The sequence below is a fragment of the Stenotrophomonas sp. GQ19 genome, from assembly GCF_059758695.1.
This window is the reverse complement of record NZ_JCAXES010000002.1, coordinates 130,720-155,179: the sequence shown is the minus strand read 5'-3', so window position 1 is coordinate 155,179 and position 24,460 is coordinate 130,720. Positions and strand designations below refer to the sequence as shown.

17 protein-coding genes are annotated in these 24,460 nt (G+C 68.4%); 12 read left to right on the top strand and 5 right to left on the bottom strand.

Translation table 11 applies throughout. The annotated features are described in order from the left end of the window. Positions 1 to 3: 3 nt before the first annotated feature. Positions 4 to 1,623: a propionate catabolism operon regulatory protein PrpR gene (gene prpR / locus AC6CHL_RS04815; RefSeq protein ID WP_498293592.1), complete on the bottom strand. Its 1,620-nt coding sequence runs from the start codon at positions 1,621 to 1,623 to the stop codon at positions 4 to 6. Between the two features lie 160 nt (positions 1,624 to 1,783). Between prpR and prpB the strand changes: the two genes are divergently transcribed. The 8 genes from prpB (at position 1,784) to pbpC (ending at position 17,658) form a co-directional block, all read left to right on the top strand. Further along, complete coding sequence (gene prpB / locus AC6CHL_RS04810) at positions 1,784 to 2,674, top strand: methylisocitrate lyase (RefSeq protein ID WP_038686907.1); 891 nt, start codon at positions 1,784 to 1,786, stop codon at positions 2,672 to 2,674. A 29-nt stretch (positions 2,675 to 2,703) separates the two neighbouring features. Beyond that, positions 2,704 to 3,861 (top strand): bifunctional 2-methylcitrate synthase/citrate synthase, encoded by a 1,158-nt coding sequence (gene prpC / locus AC6CHL_RS04805; RefSeq protein ID WP_038686909.1) that lies wholly within the window; start codon positions 2,704 to 2,706, stop codon positions 3,859 to 3,861. 139 nt (positions 3,862 to 4,000) lie between these two features. Next, the gene (gene acnD / locus AC6CHL_RS04800) at positions 4,001 to 6,616 is read left to right on the top strand and encodes a Fe/S-dependent 2-methylisocitrate dehydratase AcnD (RefSeq protein ID WP_498293590.1); all 2,616 of its coding nucleotides are present in this window, start codon (positions 4,001 to 4,003) and stop codon (positions 6,614 to 6,616) included. A 101-nt stretch (positions 6,617 to 6,717) separates the two neighbouring features. After that, positions 6,718 to 7,425 (top strand): hypothetical protein, encoded by a 708-nt coding sequence (locus AC6CHL_RS04795; RefSeq protein WP_447595138.1) that lies wholly within the window; start codon positions 6,718 to 6,720, stop codon positions 7,423 to 7,425. A gap of 28 nt (positions 7,426 to 7,453) precedes the next feature. After that, on the top strand, positions 7,454 to 8,644 hold the full coding sequence (prpF, locus tag AC6CHL_RS04790) for a 2-methylaconitate cis-trans isomerase PrpF (protein WP_038686915.1): 1,191 nt from the start codon (positions 7,454 to 7,456) through the stop codon (positions 8,642 to 8,644). Between the two features lie 18 nt (positions 8,645 to 8,662). Further along, a complete protein-coding gene (locus tag AC6CHL_RS04785) occupies positions 8,663 to 10,120 on the top strand; it encodes a bifunctional 2-methylcitrate dehydratase/aconitate hydratase (protein WP_463601460.1) in 1,458 nt (485 codons plus the stop codon). 187 nt (positions 10,121 to 10,307) lie between these two features. Continuing rightward, positions 10,308 to 15,227, top strand: coding sequence for an alpha-2-macroglobulin family protein (locus AC6CHL_RS04780; RefSeq protein WP_448134187.1), 4,920 nt, complete (start codon positions 10,308 to 10,310; stop codon positions 15,225 to 15,227). A gap of 55 nt (positions 15,228 to 15,282) precedes the next feature. Then, complete coding sequence (gene pbpC / locus AC6CHL_RS04775; RefSeq protein WP_498293587.1) at positions 15,283 to 17,658, top strand: penicillin-binding protein 1C; 2,376 nt, start codon at positions 15,283 to 15,285, stop codon at positions 17,656 to 17,658. Positions 17,659 to 18,032: 374 nt separating this feature from the next. Here pbpC and AC6CHL_RS04770 read toward each other — a convergent pair whose 3' ends face one another. Together AC6CHL_RS04770 and AC6CHL_RS04765 are read right to left on the bottom strand one after the other, a co-directional pair. Further along, positions 18,033 to 18,620: a ferritin-like domain-containing protein gene (locus AC6CHL_RS04770; protein WP_463601457.1), complete on the bottom strand. Its 588-nt coding sequence runs from the start codon at positions 18,618 to 18,620 to the stop codon at positions 18,033 to 18,035. Positions 18,621 to 18,649: 29 nt separating this feature from the next. Beyond that, the gene (locus tag AC6CHL_RS04765) at positions 18,650 to 19,132 is read right to left on the bottom strand and encodes a peroxiredoxin (protein WP_038686925.1); all 483 of its coding nucleotides are present in this window, start codon (positions 19,130 to 19,132) and stop codon (positions 18,650 to 18,652) included. Positions 19,133 to 19,379: 247 nt separating this feature from the next. On the opposite strand from AC6CHL_RS04765, the gene AC6CHL_RS04760 reads away from it, so the two are divergent. Further along, on the top strand, positions 19,380 to 20,276 hold the full coding sequence (locus AC6CHL_RS04760; protein WP_038686926.1) for a DnaJ C-terminal domain-containing protein: 897 nt from the start codon (positions 19,380 to 19,382) through the stop codon (positions 20,274 to 20,276). Between the two features lie 115 nt (positions 20,277 to 20,391). On the opposite strand, the gene pilH is transcribed toward AC6CHL_RS04760, so the two are convergent. After that, positions 20,392 to 20,775 carry a twitching motility response regulator PilH gene (pilH, locus tag AC6CHL_RS04755; protein ID WP_038686928.1) on the bottom strand — a complete coding sequence of 128 codons (384 nt, stop codon included), beginning with the start codon at positions 20,773 to 20,775 and terminating at the stop codon, positions 20,392 to 20,394. Positions 20,776 to 20,864: 89 nt separating this feature from the next. Next, complete coding sequence (locus AC6CHL_RS04750; RefSeq protein ID WP_463601456.1) at positions 20,865 to 21,860, bottom strand: YhdH/YhfP family quinone oxidoreductase; 996 nt, start codon at positions 21,858 to 21,860, stop codon at positions 20,865 to 20,867. 205 nt (positions 21,861 to 22,065) lie between these two features. On the opposite strand from AC6CHL_RS04750, the gene hflK reads away from it, so the two are divergent. The 3 genes from hflK to AC6CHL_RS04735 all read left to right on the top strand — a co-directional run bounded on the left by hflK (position 22,066) and on the right by AC6CHL_RS04735 (position 24,306). After that, positions 22,066 to 23,190: an FtsH protease activity modulator HflK gene (gene hflK, locus AC6CHL_RS04745; protein ID WP_038686932.1), complete on the top strand. Its 1,125-nt coding sequence runs from the start codon at positions 22,066 to 22,068 to the stop codon at positions 23,188 to 23,190. Further along, the gene (gene hflC, locus AC6CHL_RS04740; protein ID WP_038686933.1) at positions 23,187 to 24,050 is read left to right on the top strand and encodes a protease modulator HflC; all 864 of its coding nucleotides are present in this window, start codon (positions 23,187 to 23,189) and stop codon (positions 24,048 to 24,050) included. The genes hflK and hflC overlap by 4 nt, the downstream gene beginning before the upstream one ends. 70 nt (positions 24,051 to 24,120) lie before the next feature. Then, positions 24,121 to 24,306: a DUF2065 domain-containing protein gene (locus AC6CHL_RS04735; RefSeq protein WP_038686935.1), complete on the top strand. Its 186-nt coding sequence runs from the start codon at positions 24,121 to 24,123 to the stop codon at positions 24,304 to 24,306. Positions 24,307 to 24,460: the final 154 nt, after the last annotated feature.

Here is a 24,460-nt window from a genome sequence, read left to right as displayed (position 1 = left end):
TTCTTACCCGGTGGTGCTGCGCAGCCAGCGCCACAGCGTGGTACGCGACACGCCCAGGCGCTGGGCGACCTGCTCACGGTTACCGCCGTGGTCGTCGAGCAGCTGCTGCAGCGTGTCGCTGCCGGGGCGCGCGGCCGCGCGCTGGGCCACGCCACCCGGCACTGCGCCGGCCAAGGCGAGCGGCGCGGTGGGGACCGATGACAGCTCCGGCAGCCAGGCCTGCATCTGCGCCAGCGACAGCTCGCCCTGCCCATGCGGCCAATGGATGCGCAGCCGGTCGACCATGTTGCGCAGCTCGCGCACGTTGCCCGGCCACGCGTAATCGCACAGCCGGTGCAGCGCCGCGGCGGCGAGCGGTGACGGCGTACCGGCCAGCAGGGTGAAGAAGTGTTCCAGCAGCAGCGGCACGTCGTCGCGGCGTTCGTGCAGGGTCGGCAACGCGATCCGCAACGCAGCCAGGCGGTAGTAAAGGTCGCGGCGGAAGCGCTGCGCATCCACCAGCGATTCCAGTGTCTGCAGCGTGGCCGCAACCACGCGCACGTCCACCGGGGTAGGTTCGGTGGCACCCACGCGCAGCACTTCGCGCTCCTCCAGTACCCGCAGCAGCCGTGTCTGCAACGGCAGCGGCAACTCGCCGATCTCGTCCAGGAACAGGGTGCCGCCGTCGGCCGCCTCGACCAGGCCGACACGGCCGCCGCGCCGCGCGCCGGTGAAGGCGCCTTCGGTGTAGCCGAACAGCTCCGCTTCCAGCAGCGATTCACTGATGGCCCCGCAGTTGAGCGCGACAAACCGCCCGCGCCGGCCACTGCTGCCGTGCAGTTGCCGGGCGACCAGTTCCTTGCCGGTGCCGGTCGCGCCGGTCACCAGTACCGTGCTGTCGTGCGGGGCATACAGCGCGATGCGGTCGCGGACCTGCTGCATCGCGGCGCTGTCGCCGAGCAGCGCGTGGTCGGCATCGCGGCGACGGGCCGGCAGGCGACGCCGCGGCGAGGGGGCGCCCACCCGCGCCAGCGTCTGGGTGAGTTCCAGTGCGTGCTCGAACGCCTGGCGCACCGAATCGGCCGAGTACAACAGCACCCCGGGCAGGCCCACCTGTTCGGCATGGTCGATGGCCATGCCGGTGCCGACGATCACTTCGATGCCGTTGGCGCGCAGGTCGGCGATGCAGTCGCGTGCATCTTCACGGGTCACGAAGCGGCGGTGTTCGATGTCCAGCCCGAAGCTGTGCTGGAAGCTGCCGAAGGTGGGCACGTCGGTGGCGTGGGTAACCAGACCGATCCGGGGCGCGATCCGGCGCGCCCGCGCCAGCGCCTCCATCAGGTCGAAGCCGTTGGCCTGGATCGGCACCAGCGGCACCTCCAGCCGGCTGCGCAGGTAGGCCGCGTTGGAGCCGCCGGCGATGACCACGTCGCAGTGCTCGCGGCGCAGGCGTTGGCCGATCACGTCCACCGCTTCCTCGAAGCCGAGGTTGATCGGCACGATCCGCGCGCGGCGGTCGAACTCGGGGATCACATCGCCCAGCAGCCCGGTCAGGCGCGACACGCTGACGGTCCAGATCACCGGCAGGCTGCCGGCGTCCGGGTCGGGCAGGCGGGAACGGTGGCGGGGCAGGCTGATCGACATGGCGGCGTTTCAATGTTTCAGTTCCATCCATGTTACAGATGTTTCAATGTTGCACGGTGAAACGTGCCTGTTACCGCCCTGTCTCAATCAAATCAGACACTTGGCACTTGGCACGGCCCTTGCGCCTTCACTCCCGTCAACCACCCTGGAATGCTGCCCGATGAGCACCCCTGTTTCTTCCGCTGGCGCCCGTTTCCGCGCCGCACTGGCTGCCGAATCGCCCCTGCAGGTGATCGGCGCGATCAACGCCAACCACGCCCTGCTGGCGCAGCGCGCCGGCTACCGCGCCATCTATCTGTCCGGTGGCGGCGTCGCGGCCGGTTCGCTGGGCCTGCCGGACCTGGGCATCAACACCCTGGAAGACGTGCTGATCGACGTGCGCCGCATCACCGATGTGTGCGACCTGCCGCTGATGGTGGACATCGACACCGGCTTCGGCCCCAGCGCGTTCAACATCGCGCGCACCGTGAAGTCGCTGATCAAGGCCGGCGCCGCCGCCTGCCATATCGAAGACCAGGTCGGCGCCAAGCGCTGCGGTCACCGCCCGGGCAAGGAAATCGTCACCCAGGGCGAGATGGTCGATCGGGTGAAGGCGGCCGCCGACGCGAAGACCGACCCGGACTTCTTCCTGATCGCGCGCACCGATGCCATCCAGGTGGACGGCGTGGATGCGGCCATCGAACGTGCCATTGCCTGCGTCGAGGCCGGCGCTGACGGCATCTTCGCCGAGGCCGCCTACGACCTGGCCACCTACCGCCGCTTCGTCGACGCGGTGAAGGTGCCGGTGCTGGCCAACATCACCGAGTTCGGCAAGACCCCGCTGTTCACCCGCGACGAACTGGCCTCGGCCGGCGTTGCCATCCAGCTGTTCCCGCTGTCCGCGTTCCGCGCCGCCAACAAGGCCGCCGAGAACGTATATGAGACCATCCGCCGCGACGGCCACCAGCGTAATGTGGTCGATGCGATGCAGACGCGCGAAGAGCTGTACGACCGTATCGGCTACCACGCCTTCGAGCAGCAGCTCGATGCGCTGTTCGCCGCCAAGAAGTAACGTCGCACCACTTGTTTTCTGGAGGGATCATGAGCGAAGCAACCACCGCCCCCGGCTTCAAGCCGAAGAAATCCGTCGCCCTGTCCGGCACCGCTGCGGGCAACACCGCGCTGTGCACGGTGGGCCGCAGCGGCAACGACCTGCACTACCGGGGCTACGACATCCTGGACCTGGCCAACACCAGCGAGTTCGAGGAAATCGCCCACCTGCTGGTGCATGGCAAGCTGCCCACCCGCGCCGAGCTGGTGGCCTACAAGTCCAAGCTGAAATCGCTGCGCGGCATCCCGGCCGCGGTCAAGGCCGCGCTGGAAGAACTGCCGCCGTCGGCGCACCCGATGGACGTGATGCGTACCGGTGTGTCCGTGCTGGGCTGCGTGTCGCCGGAAAAGGATGACCACAACCATCCGGGCGCGCGCGACATCGCCGACAAGCTGATGGCCTGTCTGGGCTCGATGCTGCTGTACTGGTACCACTGGAGCCACAACGGCCGCGCCATCGACGTGGAAACCGACGATGACTCCATCGGCGGCCACTTCCTGCACCTGCTGCATGGCGAGAAGCCGCAGGACTCGTGGGTGAAGGCGATGCACACCTCGCTGATCCTGTACGCCGAGCATGAATTCAATGCGTCCACCTTTGCCTGCCGCGTCATCGCCGGCACCGGCAGCGACATGTACAGCTGCATCACCGGCGGCATCGGCGCGCTGCGGGGTCCCAAGCACGGCGGCGCCAATGAAGTGGCCTTCGAAGTGCAGAAGCGCTACGACAGCCCGGACGACGCCGAGGCCGACATCAAGGCCCGCGTCGAGCGCAAGGAAGTGGTGATCGGCTTCGGCCATCCGGTGTACACCGTGAGCGATCCGCGCAACAACATCATCAAGGAAGTGGCGCGCGACCTGTCGGCCGAGCAGCAGAACGTGAAGATGTTCGACATCGCCGAGCGCCTGGAAACGGTGATGTGGGACATCAAGAAGATGTTCCCGAACCTGGACTGGTTCAGCGCGGTCAGCTACCACATGATGGGCGTGCCGACGGCGATGTTCACCCCGCTGTTCGTCATCGCACGCACCTCCGGCTGGAGCGCGCACATCATCGAGCAGCGCATCGACGGCAAGATCATCCGCCCCAGCGCCAACTACACCGGCCCGGAAGACCAGGCCTTCGTGCCGATCGACCAGCGCAGGTAAGACAGACGTACCGCACCCGTTCGCGGGTGCCTTGCGGAGCAGGCCGGCGTGATGCCGGTCTACTCCGTTGCGGCGTCGCTACTCCTTCTTCGCCGGCGTCACGACGCCCCGGCCCGCCAACAAGCAGCTATCGCCAGCCATGAATACTCAGTACCGCAAGAACCTCCCCGGCACCGCGCTGGACTATTTCGATACCCGGGCCGCGGTCGATGCGATCCAGCCCGGCGCCTATGCCACGCTGCCGTACACCTCGCGCGTGCTGGCTGAAAACCTGGTGCGCCGCTGCGACCCGGCCACCCTGGACGCGTCGTTGCGGCAGCTGATCGAGCGCCGCCAGGACCTGGATTTCCCGTGGTTCCCCGCGCGCGTGGTGTGCCATGACATCCTGGGCCAGACCGCGCTGGTGGACCTGGCCGGCCTGCGGGATGCCATCGCCGATGCCGGTGGCGACCCGGCCCAGATCAATCCGGTGGTGCCGACCCAGCTGATCGTCGATCACTCGCTGGCCGTGGAATTCCCCGGCTTCGACAAGGCTGCGTTCGAGAAGAACCGCGCCATCGAGGACCGTCGCAACGAAGACCGGTTCCACTTCATCAACTGGACCAAGAAGGCGTTCAAGAACGTCGACGTGATTCCGCCGGGCAACGGGATCATGCACCAGATCAACCTGGAGAAGATGTCCCCGGTGGTGCAGGTGCGCGACGGCGTGGCCTTCCCCGATACCTGCGTGGGCACCGACAGCCACACCCCGCACGTGGACGCGCTGGGCGTGATCGCGATCGGCGTGGGCGGCCTGGAAGCCGAGAGCGTGATGCTCGGCCGCGCCTCGTGGATGCGCCTGCCCGACATCATCGGCGTGGAACTCACTGGTCGCCCGCAGCCGGGCATCACCTGCACCGACATCGTGCTGGCGCTGACCGAATACCTGCGCAAGGAGCGCGTGGTGGGGGCGTGGATCGAGTTCTTCGGTGAAGGCGCCACCGCGCTGACCATCGGCGACCGCGCCACCATTTCCAACATGACCCCGGAGTTCGGCGCCACCGCGGCGATGTTCTCCATCGACCAGCAGACCCTGGACTACCTGCGCCTGACCGGCCGCGAGGAAGCCCAGGTGCAGCTGGTGGAGACCTACGCCAAGGCCGCCGGCCTGTGGTCGGACGACCTGGCCAACGTGCAGTACGAGCGCGTGCTGCAGTTCGACCTGTCCAGCGTGGTGCGCAACATGGCCGGCCCATCCAACCCGCACAAGCGCGTGGCCACCAGCGAGCTGGCCGCACGCGGCATCGCCGATGAAGCCAAGCTGGCCTCGGGCAAGCTGGAGCAGGAACAGGGGCTGATGCCCGATGGCGCGGTGATCATCGCCGCCATCACCAGCTGCACCAACACCAGCAACCCGCGCAACGTCATCTCCGCCGCCCTGCTGGCGCGCAACGCCAACCGCGCCGGGCTGGCCCGCAAGCCGTGGGTGAAGAGCTCGCTGGCACCCGGTTCCAAGGCCGTGCAGCTGTACCTGGAAGAGGCCGGTCTGCTGGGCGACCTGGAACAGATGGGCTTTGGCATCGTGGCCTTCGCCTGCACCACCTGCAACGGCATGAGCGGCGCGCTGGACCCGAAAATCCAGCAGGAAGTGATCGACCGCGACCTGTACGCCACGGCGGTGTTGTCGGGCAACCGCAACTTCGACGGGCGCATCCATCCGTATGCCAAGCAGGCGTTCCTGGCCTCGCCGCCGCTGGTGGTGGCCTACGCGATCGCCGGTACCGTGCGGTTCGATATCGAGAAGGACGCCCTGGGCCACGACGCCGATGGCAACCCGATCACGCTGAAGGACCTGTGGCCCAGCGATGCCGAGATCGATGCGGTGGTCAAGGCCTGCGTCAAGCCGGAGCAGTTCCGCCAGGTCTACGACCCGATGTTCACCTTCAAGGTGGAGCACGGCGCGCCGATCAGCCCGCTGTATGCGTGGCGCGAGCAGAGCACCTACATCCGCCGCCCGCCGTACTGGGAAGGCGCTCTGGCCGGTGCGCGCTCGCTCAGTGGCATGCGTCCGCTGGCCGTGCTCGGCGACAACATCACCACCGACCACCTGTCGCCGTCCAACGCGATCATGGCCAGCAGCGCCGCCGGTGAGTATCTGGCCAAGATGGGCCTGCCGGAAGAGGACTTCAATTCCTACGCCACCCACCGCGGCGACCACCTCACCGCGCAGCGCGCCACCTTCGCCAACCCGAAGCTGATCAACGAAATGGCCGTGGTCGATGGCCAGGTCAAGCAGGGCTCGTTGGCGCGCGTGGAGCCGGACGGGCAGGTCACGCGCATGTGGGAAGCCATTGAAACCTACATGGCGCGCAAGCAGCCGCTGATCATCATCGCCGGTGCCGACTACGGCCAGGGCAGTTCGCGCGACTGGGCCGCCAAGGGCGTGCGCCTGGCCGGCGTGGAGGCGATTGCCGCCGAAGGCTTCGAACGCATCCACCGCACCAACCTGATCGGCATGGGCGTGCTGCCGCTGGAGTTCAAGGACGGCGTGAACCGCAAGACGCTGGGCATCGATGGCACCGAAACCTTCGATGTGATCGGCGGGCGCGTGCCGCGTGCCGAGCTGACCCTGGTGATCCACCGCCACAACGGTGAACAGCTGAAGGTGCCGGTCACCTGCCGCCTGGACACCGCCGAGGAGGTGTCCATCTACGAGGCCGGCGGCGTGCTGCAGCGCTTCGCCCAGGACTTCCTGGAAGCGTCGCAGGTGGCATGAGGGCAACACGGGCGCGCACACCCGGTGTGTGCGCCCGCAGCGTCGGTGGCATGGGGCCACCGATGCGCTGGCAAGCGATACCAGACAGGACGGTCGGCGACATGTTCTACACCGTGGCGGGCATCATCAACACCGCGTTCATCCTGCTCAGCCTGGTCGGCGTGTGGGCGCAGCTGCGCAAGGTCTGGCGGCGCCGCAGCGCGGGCGCGGCCAACGGTGGCGCCACCGACATCCTGTCGCTCAACCAGTTCACGGTCAGTTTCCTGGCCTATCTGTCGTTCTTCGTCTACGGCTACACCATCCAGCCGTTCAACCACTTCATTGTCTGGCCGCGCCTGCTCGCCTCGGTGCTGGTGCTGCTGATCCTGCGCGAGATCTGGACGGACCGGCGCAGCCGCGCGGCCACCACCGGGCTGGCGCTGGCCTGCCTGGCACTGCTGTGTGCGCTGGCCGGGCTGGTTTGGGGGCAGCGCCACGTCGACGAAGGGCGGGTGCTGGCCTCGGCGATGATCGTGGCCATCACCGCGTTGCTGGCGCAGGGGTATGCGCACCAGATCCTGCTGATCTGGCGCTCCGGCCGCACCGGTGCGGTATCGCTGCGGATGAGCCAGCTGATCCTGCTGATGGATGTTTCCACGGTCGTCTTCGCCTTCGCGATGGGGCTGCACCTGGGCTGGCCGCTGTTGCTGCTGGCCGTGGTCAGCGGCAGCACCAAGCTGGCCATCCTGTGGCTGTTCCGCTGGGAGCAGCGCAGCGCCCTGGCCGCGCACAAACGTCATCCTCTTCCCGCGCTGGTCGCCCAGCGCTGATTTTTCCAAGACTTCCAAGGCATCCGTTATGACCTTCCTCCCCCAGCTCCGCATTCCGGCCACCTACCTGCGTGGCGGTACCAGCAAGGGCGTGTTCTTCCGGCTGACCGACCTGCCGGTGGCGGCGCAGGTGCCGGGCCCGGCCCGCGATGCGCTGCTGATGCGTGTGATCGGCTCGCCCGACCCGTATGGCAAGCACACCGACGGCATGGGCGGTGCCACCTCCAGCACCAGCAAGTGCGTGATCATCGCCGCCGCGTCGGTGCCCGATCATGACGTGGACTATCTGTATGGTCAGGTCGCCATCGATACCGCGTTCGTGGATTGGAGCGGCAACTGCGGCAACCTCAGCACCGCGGTAGGCCCGTTTGCGATCAGCAACGGCTTCATCGACCCGGCGCGCATCCCGCACAACGGCATCTGCACCGTGCGGATCTGGCAGGCCAATATCGGCAAGACCATCCTGGCCCACGTGCCGGTCGTGGATGGCCAGGTGCAGGAGATCGGCGATTTCGAACTGGATGGGGTGACCTTCCCGGCGGCCGAGATCCAGCTGGAGTTCCTCGACCCGTCCGATGACGGCGACGGCGAGGGCGGGTCGATGTTCCCGACCGGCAACCTGGTCGACACCCTGGACGTGCCCGGCGTGGGCAGCTTCCAGGTGACGATGATCACCGCCGGCATTCCCACCATCTTCCTCAACGCGGCCGACCTGGGGTACACCGGTACCGAACTGCAGCCGGCGATCAACGAGGACAAGGCCGCACTGGCCCGCTTCGAGGCGATCCGTGCGCACGGCGCGGTGCGCATGGGCCTGATCGACAGCATCGACCAGGCCGCCACCCGCCAGCACACGCCCAAGGTGGCGTTCGTCGCCCCGGCGCAGGACTACGTGTCTTCCAGCGGCAAGCAGATCGCGGCGGGCGACATCGACCTGCACGCGCGCGCGCTGTCGATGGGCAAGCTGCACCACGCGATGATGGGCACGGCGGCGGTCGCGATCGGCACCGCCGCTGCGATCCCCGGCACGCTGGTCAACCGGGCCGCCGGTGGCGGTGAGCGTGAAGCGGTCACCTTCGGGCATCCGTCCGGCACGCTGCGGGTGGGCGCACAGGCGGCGTTCGTTGACGGGCAGTGGACGGTCACCAAGGCCATCATGAGCCGCAGTGCACGCGTGCTGATGGAAGGCGCGGTGCGGGTACCCGCCGACACCTTGTAGGTTCAACAGGAGATCACGATGTCCGGTCACGACCACAGCAGCAACCAGCGACCGCCATGGGATGCGGTCATGACCGACATCGTGGACTACGTGCGCGACTTCCGGGTGGAGTCGCCGCTGGCCTTCAGCACCGCGCGCCATTGCCTGATCGACACGCTTGGCTGCGGCCTGGCGGCCCTGGCGTTTCCCGCCTGCAGCAAGCTGCTCGGACCGCTGGTGCCTGGCACCCGGGTGGTCAACGGCGCGCGCGTGCCGGGCACGCGCTTCGAACTGGACCCGGTGCAGGCGGCCTTCAACATCGGCGCGATGGTGCGCTGGCTGGACTTCAACGACACCTGGCTGGCCGCCGAATGGGGCCATCCGTCCGACAACCTCGGCGGCATCCTGGCCACGGCCGACTGGCTCAGCCGCAACGCCGAAGCACTGCGGCGGCCGCCGTTGACCATGCGCGACGTGCTCGTGGCGATGGTCAAGGCGCATGAGATCCAGGGCTGCCTGGCGTTGGAAAACGCATTCAACCGGGTCGGGCTGGACCACGTGGTGCTGGTCAAGGTGGCCTCCACCGCCGTGGTCGCGCACCTGCTCGGGCTGGACCGCGAGCGCATGCTCAATGCGGTGTCGCTGGCCTGGGTGGACGGGCAGTCGCTGCGCACCTACCGGCACGCCCCCAACACCGGCTCGCGCAAGAGCTGGGCGGCCGGCGATGCCACCAGCCGCGCGGTGCGGCTGGCACTGATGGCCGCGGCGGGCGAGATGGGGTACCCGAGTGCGCTGACCGCACCCACCTGGGGCTTCTACGACGTCAGCTTTGGCGGGCAGCCGTTCCGCTTCCAGCGCCCGTATGGCAGCTACGTGATGGAAAACGTGCTGTTCAAGATCAGCTACCCGGCCGAATTCCACGGGCAGACCGCCGTGGAGGCGGCGATGCAGCTGCATGCGCGCATGCGCGCGGCCGGCAAGCGCAGCGAGGACATCGCCCACATCACCCTGCGCACCCAGCAGGCCTGCCTGCGCATCATCGACAAGCCCGGCCCGCTGCATAACCCGGCCGACCGCGACCACTGCGTGCAGTACATGGTCGCCATCGCGCTGATCTTCGGCCGCCTGGTGGCCGAGGACTACGAGGACGACGTGGCCGCCGACCCGCGCATCGATGCGCTGCGCGCGAAGATCACCTGCGTCGAGGAGCCGCGCTACACCGCCGACTACCTGGACCCGGACAAGCGCAGCATCGCCAACGCGCTGGCGGTGGCGTTCACCGACGGCAGCACCCTGGAAGCCGAGGTGGAGTACCCGCTGGGCCACGCCCGCCGCCGCGCCGAGGGCATCCCGCTGCTGGAGGACAAGTTCCGCGCCCACCTCACCGCCACTTACCCGACCCAGCAGCAGCGCCGCATCCTCGACGCCTCACTGGACCCGGTGGTGCTGGAAGCGATGCCCGTACACGACTACGTAAACCTCTACGTAGCCGGGTAGAGCCGACCGTCGGTCGGCTGCCACATCCCCAGCCGGCCACACCCGATGCGCGGTCGGCCACACCCCATCCCCGGTAGAGCCGACCGTTGGTCGGCTACCCCGGACGCCACGCAGACCCGACCGTCACCCGGCTCCGCTCGAGCCGGGTCGCCCTCTATACTGGCCGCCTTGATCAAGGAGCGTCATCATGGCTAGCCGCAGTCGGGTCGGGCAGTGGAGCTGGAAGGGAATCGCGGGCCTGGCGCTGGTCGCCGGCCTGGCCCTGGGTATCGGGGGGTGCAACCGCAACAACAGCGGGCAGCTGCCTACCCCGTCCGGCGCACCGATCGCGGCCAAGGCCGAGAAGGTCAGCGAGTTCACCCTGGTGCGGGCCTACCCCGACCAGAAGGGCGACGGCGTGTCGCTGGCGCTGGAATTCTCGCGCCCGCTGGTGGGCACCCAGGACTTCGACGCGCTGGTCCGCTTCGCCGAGAAGGTGGGCACCGAGGACAGCAGCTGGACCCTGTCCGATGACGGTCTGACCCTGCGCTACCCGTTCGTCGAGGCGGCCAAGGAATACAACCTGATCGTCTCGCCCGACCTGCTGGCCGCCGATGGCAGCCGCATCGGCAAGGAGCTGCGCCAGAAAGTGTTCACCGGCGAGCTCAAGCCGGTGGCCGGCTTCGCCTCGCAGGGCAGCGTGCTGCCGGCCAAGGACAGCCGTGGCCTGCCGGTGGTGTCGGTGAACGTGCAGGAAGTGGACGTGGAGTTCCTGCGCGTGCGCGAGAACCAGCTGCCCACCTTCTTCAGCCAGTACCAGCGCGGCGGGCGTCGCGGCAGCTGGGACCTGGACAGCGACTATGACGACCGCGTGCCGATGTCCAAGCTGGCCGAGCCGGTGTACGTCAACCGGTTCGTGCTGGGCGGCAAGCAGAACGAGCGCGTGCTGACCTACCTGCCCACCCAGGAGATCAAGCAGCTGCAGGAGCCCGGCCTGTACTTCGCGGTGATGAAGCGCAGCGGCTCGTTCGAAAGCGAGTTCGACACCGCCTTCTTCACCGTCAGCGACATCGGCCTGCACACCCGCGCCTACAAGGACAAGCTGTTCGTGCACACCGCCTCGCTGCAGAGCGGGGCGGCGCTGAAGAAGATCGAGCTGCGCATCCTCGACGGCAAGGGCGAGGTGGTGCTCAAGGGCAGCACCGACGGCAACGGCAATGCACTGCTCAACTACACGCTCGATGCCAGCCACGTGCTGATCGCCAGCAGCGGTGCGGACACCTCGATGCTGCCGTTCAACCAGCCGGCGCTGGACCTGAGCGAGTTCGCGGTGGCCGGGCGTGACAACGCCTGGTTCGACGTGTTCGCCTGGTCCGGCCGCGACCTGTACCGCCCCGGTGAAACGGTGCGCATCTCCGCGCTGCTGCGCGACAACGATGGCAAGCCGACCAAGCCGCAGCCGGTCTTCCTGCGCCTGAAGCAGCCGGACGGCAAGACCTTCCGCGAAACCCGCCTGCAGCCGGGCGAGCAGGGCTATTTCAGCTTCGAACAGACCATTCCGGCCGAAGCCCCGACCGGGCGCTGGCAGGTGGAGTTCCGCACCAACCCGGCCAGCAAGGAAGCCATCCAGGGCATGACCTTGCGCATCGAGGAGTTCCTGCCCGAGCGCATGAAGCTGGACCTGGACAGTGCCCAGAAGACCCTCAAGCCGGGTGAGCCGCTCAAGCTGATCGCGGATGCGGCCTACCTGTACGGCGCGCCCGCCGACGGCAACCGCTTCACCGCGCGCCTGGCCGTGGCGGCCGAGCAGTCCCCGGTGGAGGCGTTGCCGGGCTACTTCTTCGGTGACCCCACCATTGCACTGCCGCGTGAGGCACGCGACATCATCGACACCGAATTCCCGGCCGACGGCAAGCTGCGCCAGGACGTGGCGCTGCCCGATGAGGTCAAGCCGACCGCCCCGATCGCGGTGGTGGTGTCCGGCAGCGTGTACGAAACCGGCGGGCGCACCGTCACCCGCACGCTGAAGCGGGTGATGTGGCCGGCGCCGGCGCTGGTCGGCGTGCGTCCGCTGTTCAATCCCGATGACGGCGCCGATGCCAACAGCACCGCGCGCTTCGAAGTGATGCGTGTGGACGCCGCAGGCAAGCCGCAGCCGGCCAAGGGCCTGAAGATCACCCTGGTGCGCGAGCTGCGCGACTACCACTGGACCTTCAACGACAACCGCTGGGATTACGACTTCACCCGCCGCTTCGAGAACAAGGACACCCGCACCGTCGACGCCGGCACCGCGGCCACCACGGTCGACCTGCCGGTGGAGTGGGGCGAGTACCGCCTGGAGGTGTTCGATCCGACCACCGGGCTGACCAGCCGCTATCCGTTCCGCGCCGGCTGGAGCTGGAACGACGACAACCGCGGCCTGGATGCACGCCCGGACAAGATCAAGCTGGGCCTGGACAAGACCGGCTACAAGGCCGGCGACAAGGTCCGCGTCACCGTTACCCCGCCGCATGCCGGCAAGGGCATCCTGATGGTGGAAAGCGACAAGATGCTGTACGTGCAGGAGATCGACGCCAAGCCGGGCAGCACCTTCGACATCCCGGTCACCGCCGAGTGGGAGCGCCACGACGTCTACATCACCGCGCTGGTGTTCCGTGGCGGCAGTGCGCCGAGCAAGATCACCCCGGCCCGTGCCGTGGGCGTGGTGCACGTGCCGATGGACCGCAAGGCGCGCCAGATCGCGGTCGGCCTGTCGGCGCCCAAGCAGATGCGCCCCGAGCAGACCCTGCCGGTGACGGTGAGCGCGCCGCAGCTGGCGGGCAAGGTGGCGCACGTGACCGTGTCGGCGGTGGACGTGGGCATCCTCAACATCACCCGCTTCCCGGTGCCCGACGCGGCCGGCCACTTCTTCGCGCAGCGCCGCCTGGACGTGGATGCCTATGACATCTACAGCCGCGTGATCGAGAGCTTTGACGGCAGCAGCGGCAAGCTCAAGTTCGGCGGCGACATGGCGCTGGCGGCGATGCCCCAGGCCAAGCGTCCCACCGCGCGCGTGCAGACCGTGGACCTGTTCTCCGGCCCGGTGAAGCTCGATGCCAAGGGCATCGCCCGGATCGCGCTGAAGGTGCCGGACTTCAACGGCACCCTGCGGGTGTCGGCGGTGGTGTATTCCGATGACCAGTACGGCAAGCGCGATGTGGAAACGGTGGTGCGCGCGCCGATCCTGGCCGAAGCCAGCATGCCGCGGGTGATGGCGCCGGGCGACCGCAGCACGGTCACCCTGGACGTGCAGAACTTCACCGGCACGCCGGGCGAGTTCAAGGTGCAGGTCGACGGCATCGGTCCGCTCGCCCTGGGTGAACCGACCCGCACGCTGCAGCTCAAGGCCGACGCCAAGACCACCCTGAGCTTCCCGCTGACCGCGCGCGAGGGCTACACGGTGGCCAAGGTGCGGGTGCGGGTGGACGGCAACGGCTTCAAGGTGGACCGCCGCTACGACCTGCCGGTGCGCGCCGCCTGGCCGCAGATCCTGCGCTCGCAGACCCGCACGCTGGACCCGCTGGGTGCGGTGGAGATGGGCAGCGGCCTGGCCGATGGCCTGATGAGCGATTCGGTGACCGCCCGCATGCTGGTCAGCGCGCTGCCGCCGATTCCGTTTGCCAGCGCGCTCAACGACGCACTGAAGTATCCGTATGGCTGCGCCGAGCAGACCACCAGCAAGGGCTACGCGGCGCTGATGCTGGACGAGGCGACCTCGGCCATGCTCGGTGCCGACGGCCTGGATGCCAAGACCCGCCGTGAGCGCATGGAAGGCGCGTTCGGCCGGCTGGCCTCGATGCAGGTGGCGAACGGCAACTTCTCGATGTGGGGCGACGACGGCTATGTGAACCCATGGCTCACCCCGTACATCGCCGAGTTCCTGCTGGATGCCAAGGACGGGGGTTTTGCGGTGCCCGACAGCGTGCTGCAGAAGGCGCTCAACCGCCTGAGCGAAGACCTGCTGTCCGGTGGCAACCAGTTCTACGGTGAAGACCGCCGCGAGAACCTCAAGTTCGCCAACCAGGCCTACTCCGGTTACGTGCTGGCGCGGGTCAACCGCGCGCCGCTGGGTACGCTGCGCGCGCTGTATGACAACGAACGCAGCAAGGCGCTGACCGGCCTGCCGCTGGTCCACCTGGGTATCGCGTTGTCGCTGCAGGGCGACCACAAGCGTGGCGATGCGGCCATTGCCGCCGGCTTTGCCAAGCCGAGCAGCGAACGCCCGCAGTACTTCGGTGACTACGGCAGCGCGGTGCGCGATGACGCACTGATGATCGCGCTGCTGCACGAGCGCAAGCTGTCCAAGCCGGGCTATGACGCCCGTGCGGTCGACCTGGGCCGGGCCCTGGATGCACGCCGCAGCAGCAGCGGGCTGTGGTTGAGCACGCAGGAACAGGTCGCCATCGCGCGCCTGGGCAAGGCCCTGTCGGCCAACCAGAAGAAGCTGGTGTCCGGCGAACTGGCTGTGGGCGGTGAGGTGGAGGCCATCGCCGCGCGTCGCCTGTTCGGGCGCAGCTTCGACTACGCCGCGCTGGCCAAGGGCGTGCGCTTCACCCCGCAGGGGGAGCCGCCGATGTTCGCCAGCCTGGACGTGGCCGGCATCCCGCGCACCGCACCGGAGCCGGACAGCCGCCACCTGGGCGTGGAACGCACCTGGTACACCACCGACGGCAAGCCGTGGACGCCGCGCGCGTTGAAGGAAGGCGAGGCGTTGATCGTGCGGGTCAGCATCACCCCGAACGTGGACATGCCCGACGCGCTGCTGACGGACCTGTTGCCGGCGGGCCTGGAGATCGAGAACTTCAACCTGGGCGACGCCAAGCAGTGGGCCGACGTGGTTGTGGACGGGCTCAACGTCAACGACCGCGGCGATGCCGCCACGCTGCGCCACGAGGAGTTCCGCGACGACCGCTACGTGGCCGCGGTGAAGCTGTCGCGGGGCAGTACCGCCAAGGTGTTCTACCTGGTGCGCGCGGTTACTCCGGGAACCTACACGGTGCCGCCGCCGCTGGTGGAAGACATGTACCGCCCCGACCTGCGTGGGGTGGGCCGTAGCTACCCGACCACGTTGACCGTGGTCCAACCGTGAGCCGGGTGCGGGCCATCGCCGACGCGATGGCCCGCACCACGCTGTCGTTCAGCCGATGACGTCATTCCCCTTCAAGCGCCTGGCACTGCGGGCGCGGCAGTGGCTGTTGCCCACGCTGCGGTGGGGCACGGTGGCCGTGCTCAGCCTGCTGCTGGTGCTTGACCTGGCGTTCCCGCCGCCGCTGCCGAAGCTGCGCGACACCAGTACCCTGGTGGTCGCCCGCGACGGCACGCCGCTGCGCGCGTTCGCCGATGCCGACGGTGTGTGGCGGTACCCGGCGTCCATCGACAGCGTGTCGCCCCTGTACCTGCAGGCGCTGCTCAATTACGAAGACCGTTGGTTCTGGCGGCACCCCGGGATCAACCCGTGGGGGTTGCTGCGCGCCGGCAAGCAATGGCTGCTGCAGGGGCGGATCGTGTCCGGTGGTTCCACCCTGACCATGCAGGTGGCGCGCATCCTCGACCCGCATACGCGCACGCCGTGGGGCAAGGCCAAGCAGATGCTGCGCGCGGTGCAGCTGGAAGTGCACCTGAGCAAGGCGCAGATCCTGGCGCTGTACCTGGAACGCGCACCGTATGGCGGCACCATCGAAGGCGTGGAGGCGGCCAGCTGGGCCTACCTGGGCAAGCCGGCTGCGCGGCTGTCGCAGGCCGAAGCCGCATTGCTGGCGGTGTTGCCGCAGGCGCCCAGCCGGCTGCGCCCGGACCGCCACCCCGAAGCGGCGCAACGCGCGCGCGACAAGGTGCTCGAGCGCATGGTCGCGCTGGGCGTGTGGAGCCGTGACGACGTGGACGATGCCCGCATCGAGCCGGTGGTCACCCGGGCACTGCAGCCGCCGCTGCATGCCGCGTTGCTGGCGCAACGGCTGCGGTCGGCGCAACCGCGTGCGGCGCGGATCGAAAGCACGTTGGACATCGGCCTGCAGCGCACGCTGGAAGAACGGGTGTCGTCGTACTTCTCGCAGCTGCCCGAGCGAACGTCCGCTGCCTTGCTGGTGGTCGACAACCGCACGCTGGAGGCCCGCGCCTACGTCGGTTCGGTGGCCTTCGGCGACAAGCAGCGGCTGGGCCACGTGGACATGGTGCAGGCCTGGCGCTCGCCCGGTTCCACGCTCAAGCCGTTCCTGTACGGCATGGCGCTGGATGATGGGCTCATCCATTCGGAAAGCCTGATGGTGGACGCACCGCAGGCGTTCGGTGGTTACCGCCCGGGCAATTTCGACGCGGCGTTCAACGGACCGGTCAGTTCGGCCACGGCACTGCGGCTGTCGCTCAACGTGCCGGCGGTGGAGCTGCTGGACCGGGTCGGCTCGGCGCGCTTCGCCGCGCGGCTGTCGCACGCCGGCATCACGCTGCGCTTCCCGCATGGCAGCGCGCCCAACCTGTCGCTGATCCTCGGCGGCACCGGTGCGCGCCTGGAAGATCTGGTTGGGGCATTCGCCGGCTTCAACCGCAACGGCATCGCCGGCCGTGTGCGCTACACCGCTGCCGATCCGGTGATCGAACGCCGCCTGATGTCGCCGGGTGCGGCGTGGATCACCCGCGAAGTGCTCGAGTCCAACCCGCGGCCCGGGTACGGCAGCGGCACCTTCGATGTCACCGGGCGCCCGCGGGTGGCGTGGAAGACCGGCACCAGCTACGGCTACCGCGATGCCTGGGCGATCGGCAGTACCCGCCACTACACCGTGGGGGTGTGGGTGGGGCGGCCCGATGGCACGCCGTTGCCCGGGCAGTACGGAGCGGTCACCGCGTTGCCGCTGATGTTCGAGGTGGTGGACAGCCTGCCGCGCCAGGCCGGCGACGCCAGCGGCGCGCCGATGCCGCCCAACGTGACCCGCGAGGCGATCTGCTGGCCGACCGGGGAGCTGGCCGAGCGCACCGAGGACGCGTTGTGCCAACGCCGCCTGGATGCGTTCGTGCTGGACGGCGTGGTGCCGCCCACCTTCGCCGAACGCGACGCGCGGCTGTGGCAGCCGGGGCGCCAACGGTTCAACGTGGACGCGCGCAGCGGCCTGCGGGTGTCGCCGGATTGCCGCCTGCCGCACGAGACCGAGGTGCGCGAGATCGCACGCTGGCCGGCCCTGTTGTCCCCGTGGTTGCCCTTGGCACAGCGGCATGCGTCGCAGCTGCCGGCGTTGTCGCCGGACTGCAGCGACGATGGCCGCGAAAGCGGCGGCAGCCTGCACATCGAAGGCCTCAACGACCGCGCCACACTGGCCCGCGCGCCCAATGCAGAGCATGGCGTACGCCTGCAGCTGCGCGCGCTGGGCAACGACAACAGCATCGACTGGCTGCTGGACGGACGCTGGATCGCACGCACCGAGGGCGCGCGCCTGTTCCAGCGCGATTTCGACGAAACCGGCGAGCACACCCTTACCGCGCTCGCCTCCGATGGTGCCTGGACGCAGGTCCGGTTCCGCATCCTGCGGTAGCAACCCGCGGTGGCGCGTCCCGCCATGGCAACACCACGCGCAGGCATCCCGACGTCACCCACACCCATTCAACGGAATGCCCACCCATCCCAACGGCACGCGGCAATATCACCGGTAGGGTCGCGCCCCAGCCGACTGCCGATGCATCTTCCGCATCCGGTAGGGCATGACCTGTGTCGGAAAAGCGCACCAGCACCGTCCTCACCACAGGTCATGCCACCACCGCATGTTGAGGGCGTATCGGCAGTCGGCTGGGGCGCGACCCTACCGGTTTGATCATCCGCGAGCAGGGGCCGGGGCAGCAGCAGTTCCGGCAGGAGTACAGCGGAAGAGCCGGCCAGCGGCCGGCACCACCGGTTCCAGATGCGTGGGGGTTATTCCCCGATCCAGCCGTCCAGCAGGTCGGCGAACTCGTCGGCGTGTTCCTCTTCCTGGGCCAGGATCTCTTCGAGGATGCGCTTGGTGGTGGTGTCCTTGTCGCCGACGAAATTGATCATTTCGCGATAGCTGTCGATGGCGATGCGCTCGGCGATGAGGTTCTCGCGGACCATGTCGCGCAGGTCCTTGCCTTCCTTGTATTCGGCATGCGAACGCGCGGTCAGGGTGTCCGGGTTGAGATCCGGTTCGCCGCCCAGCTGCACGATGCGCTCGGCCAGCTTGCCGGCGTGTGCCTGCTCCTGCTGGGCGTGCTCCAGGAACTCACCCTTGACCGCGTCGGCGAGCATGCCCTTGGCCATGAAGTAGTGGCGGTAGTAGCGGAGCACGCACACGTACTCGGTGGCCAGTGCATCGTTGAGCAGCTTGATCACCGCCTCGCGGTCGGCGCTGTAGGTCGGCGTGATCGCGCCGTCCTCGATGTCCTTGCGCGCGCGGGCACGCAGGGTGGCGGTATCGCTGATGCCGTCCGGGCCGGTGCGGCGGGTGGCGGGGGCGGTGCTGGATTGCTTGGCTGGCGTTGACATGGCTGGCCGGGTTCCTTTGTTGCGGGGGATCAGCTGGGCAGGTGCTCCAGCACGTACGTTGCCGAGGACACCTCGAACTGGCCGGGTTCCTCGATGAAGGTCTGGCGCACCACGCCGTCTTCGACGTAGAGCGCGAAGCGGCGCGACCGCAGGCCCATGCCCGAACTGCTGGCATCCATCTCCAGCCCGAGCGCGCGGGTGAACTCGCCGTTGCCGTCGGACAGCAGCTGCAGGCCGTCGGGCACGTGTTGGCTTTCGCCCCAGGCCTTCATCACGAACGGGTCGTTGACCGCCATGCAGAACACGTCGATGCCGCGGTGGCGGAAATCGGCGAAGTGCTCCACATAGCCGGGCAGGTGGCGGGCCGAACAGGTCGGCGTGAACGCACCGGGCACGGCGAACAGCACCGCCCGGCGTCCGTCGAACAGGGCATGGGTGTCGATGGTCTCCATGCCCTCGCGGATGCGTTTGAGGGTGACTTCGGGAATGCGGTCGCCAACGTGGATGGTCATGCGGACTCCTTGGACACGGACAGCGTAGTAAGCGGGGTGGGAGGGTGGCGTCAAAACGTTGAAAAAATCGCGTGGACACCCATTTCAACGGCAGGGCAGCGCTGCCGGGGCCAGCGTAGCCGCCGCCCATGCGCGACGCATTGCGCCGGATCAAGCCCGCGCGTCACGGCAGCGGCGCTGCCAGCGGCTAGAATTGACGGGACGGTGCCCGCCGGCGCGGGCGACCGAACTTATTCGAGGTGTATCGATGGAATTCAAGGATTACTACGCCACGCTCGGGGTGGAACCGACCGCGGGCGATGCCGAGATCAAGACGGCCTACCGCCGGTTGGCACGCAAGTACCACCCTGACGTGAGCAAGGAGGCCGGCGCGGAAGACAAGTTCAAGGCCGTGAACGAGGCCTATGAAGCCCTGCGCGACCCGCAGAAGCGTGCCGCCTACGACCAGCTCAAGGCCCAAGGCTACCGGCCGGGCGAGGAGTTCCATGCACCGCCGAACTACGGCGGCGGCCAGGGCTTCGATTACGAGGAAGTGTTTGGGGGCGGCGCCGGCGGCGGCGGCTTCAGCGACTTCTTCGAAAGCCTGTTCGCGCGCCAGCGCGGCGGTGGTGGTGGCCGTGCCAGTGGCTTCGGCGGCGCCAGCCAGGGCCCGCAGCCCACCCGCGACACCCGCGCCAAGTTGTCGGTGCCGCTGGAAGCGGCCCATACCGGCGACAGCCTGCGCATCAACGTCAACGGCAAGCAGTTGGACGTGCGCGTGCCCAAGGGCATCCGCCCGGGCCAGGTGATCCGGCTGACCGGGCAGGGCACCGGCGGCGGCAACCTGCTGCTGGAAGTGGAATATGCCGAGCACCCGCAGTTCGAGGTGGACGGCCGCAACATCCTGTACACCCTGCAGGTGACGCCGTGGCAGGCCGCGCTGGGCACCAGCATCAGCGTGCCCACCCTGGGCGGGTCGGTGGAATTGAAGGTGCCGGCCGAATCCGATGCCGGGCGCAAGCTGCGCCTGCGCGGTCGCGGCCTGCCGGGCAACCCGGACGGTGACCAGATCGTGGAGCTGGAGATCGTGGCGCCGGCCCCGACCGAAGAGGCGCAGAAGAAGGCCTACAAGGCACTGGCCAAGGCGTTCGGCGAAAAGGTGTGATGCCGGCGGTGCGCCGATGCATCGGCGTACCGACCGGTGTCATCGACCGTTGGTGCGTACCGACCGTCAGTGCGTACCGACCAACGGTCGGTACCTACCGGGCCGGCCGTCGGCATCACGCCGTCGGCGGTTCCTGGTTGCTGAAAACGCGCTCCAGCACTTCAGACAGTTCGTCCTCGGAGAACGGCTTGGTGATGTAGGCCTTGGCCCCCTGGCGCATGCCCCACATGCGGTCGGTGTCCTGGTCCTTGGTGGTCACCAGGATCACCGGAATGTGCTTGGTGCTCGCATCGCGGGCCAGCGTGCGGGTGGCCTGGAAACCGTTGAGGTTGGGCATCACCACGTCCATCAGCACCAGATCGGGTAGTTGCGCCCGGGCCGCTTCCACCCCGGCGGCGCCATCGGTGGCGGTCAGGATCTCGTGCCCGAGCTTTTCGACGATGCGCTGTATCCCCAGCAGCTGCGACGGTGAATCGTCGACGATCAGAATGCGTGCCATGTTGTTCCCCAGGTTATGCCCGCAGTGTAGTGCCGCGCGCGCATGGCCGGGAAGCGTCCGGCATGCCGTCCGTCGCCCCCCTGCAACGCTCAGTCGATCCGTACCACCGTGCGACCCACTGCGCCGCCCGCAAGCATCGCGTCGAACACGTCGGCCAATCCGTCCAGGCCCACTTCGCGCGTGCAGATGGCCTCCAGGTGGCGCGGCTTCCAATCGCCGGCGAGCTTTTCCCACACCTGTTCGCGCAGCGCGCGCGGTGCAGCCGCCGACGACACCCCCAGGAGTGACACGCCGCGGATGATGAAGGGCATCACCGTCATGTCCAGCGCGGGGCTGGCCGCCAGGCCGGCGCTGACCACGCTGCCGTAAGGCACCGTCTGCGCCAGCAGGCTGGCCAGCATGGGGCCACCGGCATTGTCCAGGCCGCCGCCGAAGCGCGCCGATTCCATCGGTTTGCCCGTGGCCAGCGCCTCGCGCGGCAACACCTGGCTGGCGCCCAGCCCGTGAAGGTAGTCGGCCTGGTCGGCCTTGCCGCTGATGGCATGCACCTCGAAGCCGGCGCGGCTGAAGATGTCCACCGCCAACGAGCCGACCCCGCCGGTGGCCCCGGTGACCGCCAGCGGGCCATGCGCGGGGGTCAGCCGGTTGTCGGTCATGCGCAGCAGCGCCAGCGCGGCGGTGAAGCCGGCAGTGCCCAGCACCATCGCCTCGCGCGGGGTCAGCCCGGCCGGCTGGGCGATCACCGCGCTCGCGGCCAGCCGCACGTACTGGCTGTAGCCGCCGTCCCGGGTCTCGCTGAGCCCGCAGCCGGTGGCCAGCACCGCATCGCCCTCGCGGTAGGCCGGGTCGGTGGAGGCCACCACCGTGCCGGCGACGTCGATGCCCCCCACCAGCGGGAAGCGGCGCAGGATGCGGCCCTTGCCGGTGCCGGCCAGGGCATCCTTGTAGTTCACCGACGACCACTGCGCGCGGATCACCACCTCGCCCGGGTTGAGCTGATCCAGGCCGATCGCCTCGATGCCGCTGCGGTGGCCGTGCTCGTCCTGGTGGATGCGGAAGGCGTTGAAGGGGGCGGGCAGGGGCATGGGGGCGGCCTCATGGGGTGTGGAACGACACCTTACCTGCTGCCTGCGCGGGCCGGGACCCCCGGCTGGGCAACGCATGAATCGATCCCGTTGGCCCCTTGCCCCTTCCAATCCTGCCGATCCGCCCCATCTAGTAGAATCGAACAGGATTCATGGTTGACGGTGCGGAATGGCCCGCAGGCAACCTTTCACTGATGGAGCGTGCATGGCCTGGAATACACCCGGCGGCAACAAGGGCGGACAAGGTCCCGACGAGAACCGACGAGGGCCGTTTGGCCCGCGCGGTGGCGGCAATGGCAGCGGTTGGGGCGGTTTTCCCGGCCCGCTCAAGGATCTCTTCGATGGCAACATCCTGCGTTGGGTGGCGGTCGCGGTGGTTCTGCTGCTGCTGTTCTCCAGCTTCCAGCTGATCGGCGAACAGCAGCGCGGCGTGGTCCTGCGCTTCGGCCAGTTCTCGCGGATCCTGCAGCCCGGCCCCAACTTCAAGCTGCCCTGGCCGATCGAATCGGTGACCAAGGTCAATGCCACCCAGATCAAGACGTTCAGCAGCCAGGTGCCGGTGCTGACCCGTGACGAGAACATCGTCAACGTCTCGGTCAACGTGCAGTACCGCATCGACGACCCGCGCCTGTACCTGTTTGGCACGGTGGCAGCCGACCAGGTGCTGGAGCAGTCCGCGCAGAGCGCGGTCCGCGAGCAGGTGGGCCGTGCCGACCTCAACGCCGTCCTCAACAACCGCGGCCCGCTGGCGCTGGTTGCCCAGGAACGCCTGCAGGCCGCACTGAAGGCTTACCGCACCGGCCTGGCCGTGACCGGCCTGACCCTGCCCGATGCGCGCCCGCCCGAAGAGGTCAAGCCGGCCTTCGACGAGGTCAACGGCGCCCAGCAGGTCAAGGAACGCCTGATCAACGAAGCCCAGGCCTACGCGGCCAAAGTCGTGCCGGAAGCGCGCGGCCAGGCCTCGCGTGCCCGCACCACGGCCGAAGGTTACAAGCAGGCCGCCGTGGCCAAGGCCGAGGGTGACGCCGAACGCTTCACCCTGCTGCAGGCCCAGTACAAGGACGCCCCGGAAGTCACCCGCAAGCGCCTGTGGCTGGAAACCGTGCAGCAGGTGCTCGGCCAGAACCGCAAGATCATCGGGGGCGATGGCCGCCAGCTGATCTACGTGCCGATGCCCGGCGACACCCGCGGCGCTGCCGCACCGGCCGCACCGGCCGTGACCCCGGAAGTGATGCTGCCGTCGCTGCCGGCCAGCACGCCGGTGGATGGCGTGCGCAACACCGAACGCCCGACCACCCGCCCCACCGGTCGTGAAGGAGTCAGCCGATGAAGAGTTCCCTTTGGATCGGGTTGGCCGTGGCCGCCCTGCTGGGCCTGTTGGGCTCGGTATACGTCGTCCGTGAAGACCAGACCGCGATGGTGCTCAACCTGGGCAAGGTGGTCCGTGCCGACATCAAGCCGGGCCTGCACTTCAAGGTGCCGCTGGTGGAAACGGTGCGGGTGTTCGACCGCCGTTTCCAGGTGCTCGCCACTGCCCCGGCGCGTTACTTCACGGCCGAGCAGAAGGACGTCAGCGTCGACTTCTTCGCCATCGGGTACATCTCCAACGTGCGCGATTACTACCGTGCCACCGGTGGCGATGCCAGCGTGGCCGATGCGCGCCTGGCCCCGATCATCACCGACTCGCTGCGCAACCAGATCAACTCGCGCTCGCTGCAGCAGCTGGTGTCCGGTGACCGCAGCGAGCTGATTGCCGGGCAGTTGACCGGCATCAACGAAGCGGTGAAGGGCCTCGGCATGCAGATCATCGACCTGCGCATCAAGCAGATCGACCTGCCCACCGACAGCCAGGTGATCAACGATGTGTACGAGCGCATGCGCGCCCAGCGCAAGCAGGAAGCGGCCAAGCTGCGTGCCGAGGGTGAGGAGCAGTCGCTGACCATCCGTGCCCAGGCCGACCGCGACAGCACGGTGATCGTGGCCGAAGCCGAGCGCGATGCGCAGCAGCTGCGCGGTGTCGGCGATGCCGAAGCCGCGCGCATCTACGGCAAGGCCGGCTCGGCCGACCCGTCGTTCTACGCCTTCTACCGCAGCCTGGAGGCCTATCGTGGCTCGATGGCCGACGGCAACGGCGTGATCGTGCTCGACAAGAACGACCCGTTCCTGCAGTACCTCAAGAGCGATCGCTGAGGCCGCAGGCGGCAGGTAACCCACGGGGACCCGGTGCAGACCGGGTCCCCGTTTTGTTGGTGGAGATGTCATGAAAGAGTTGTTCTCGGCCCTGTGCCTGGTGGCCGTGCTCGAAGGCCTGTTCCTGTTCGCCGCCCCGCTGGCCTGGAAGCGCATGGCCGAACACCTGCTGATGCTGCGCAGCGCCACACTGCGCACCTGGGGCGGGGTGATCCTGCTGGCCGGGCTGACCACGCTGTGGTGGCTGAAACACTAGGTAGTGCCGGCCGCTGGCCGGCTCGCGACCTTGGCTGAGGAGCCGGCCAGCGGCCGGCACTACCGGATCGCATCAGCGGCCGGGCAGGGACCGGCGCTACGGCCCCTGGTCCTGACCGGTTGCCAACGCCCGCCTCCAGCGGGGTGGCACCTGC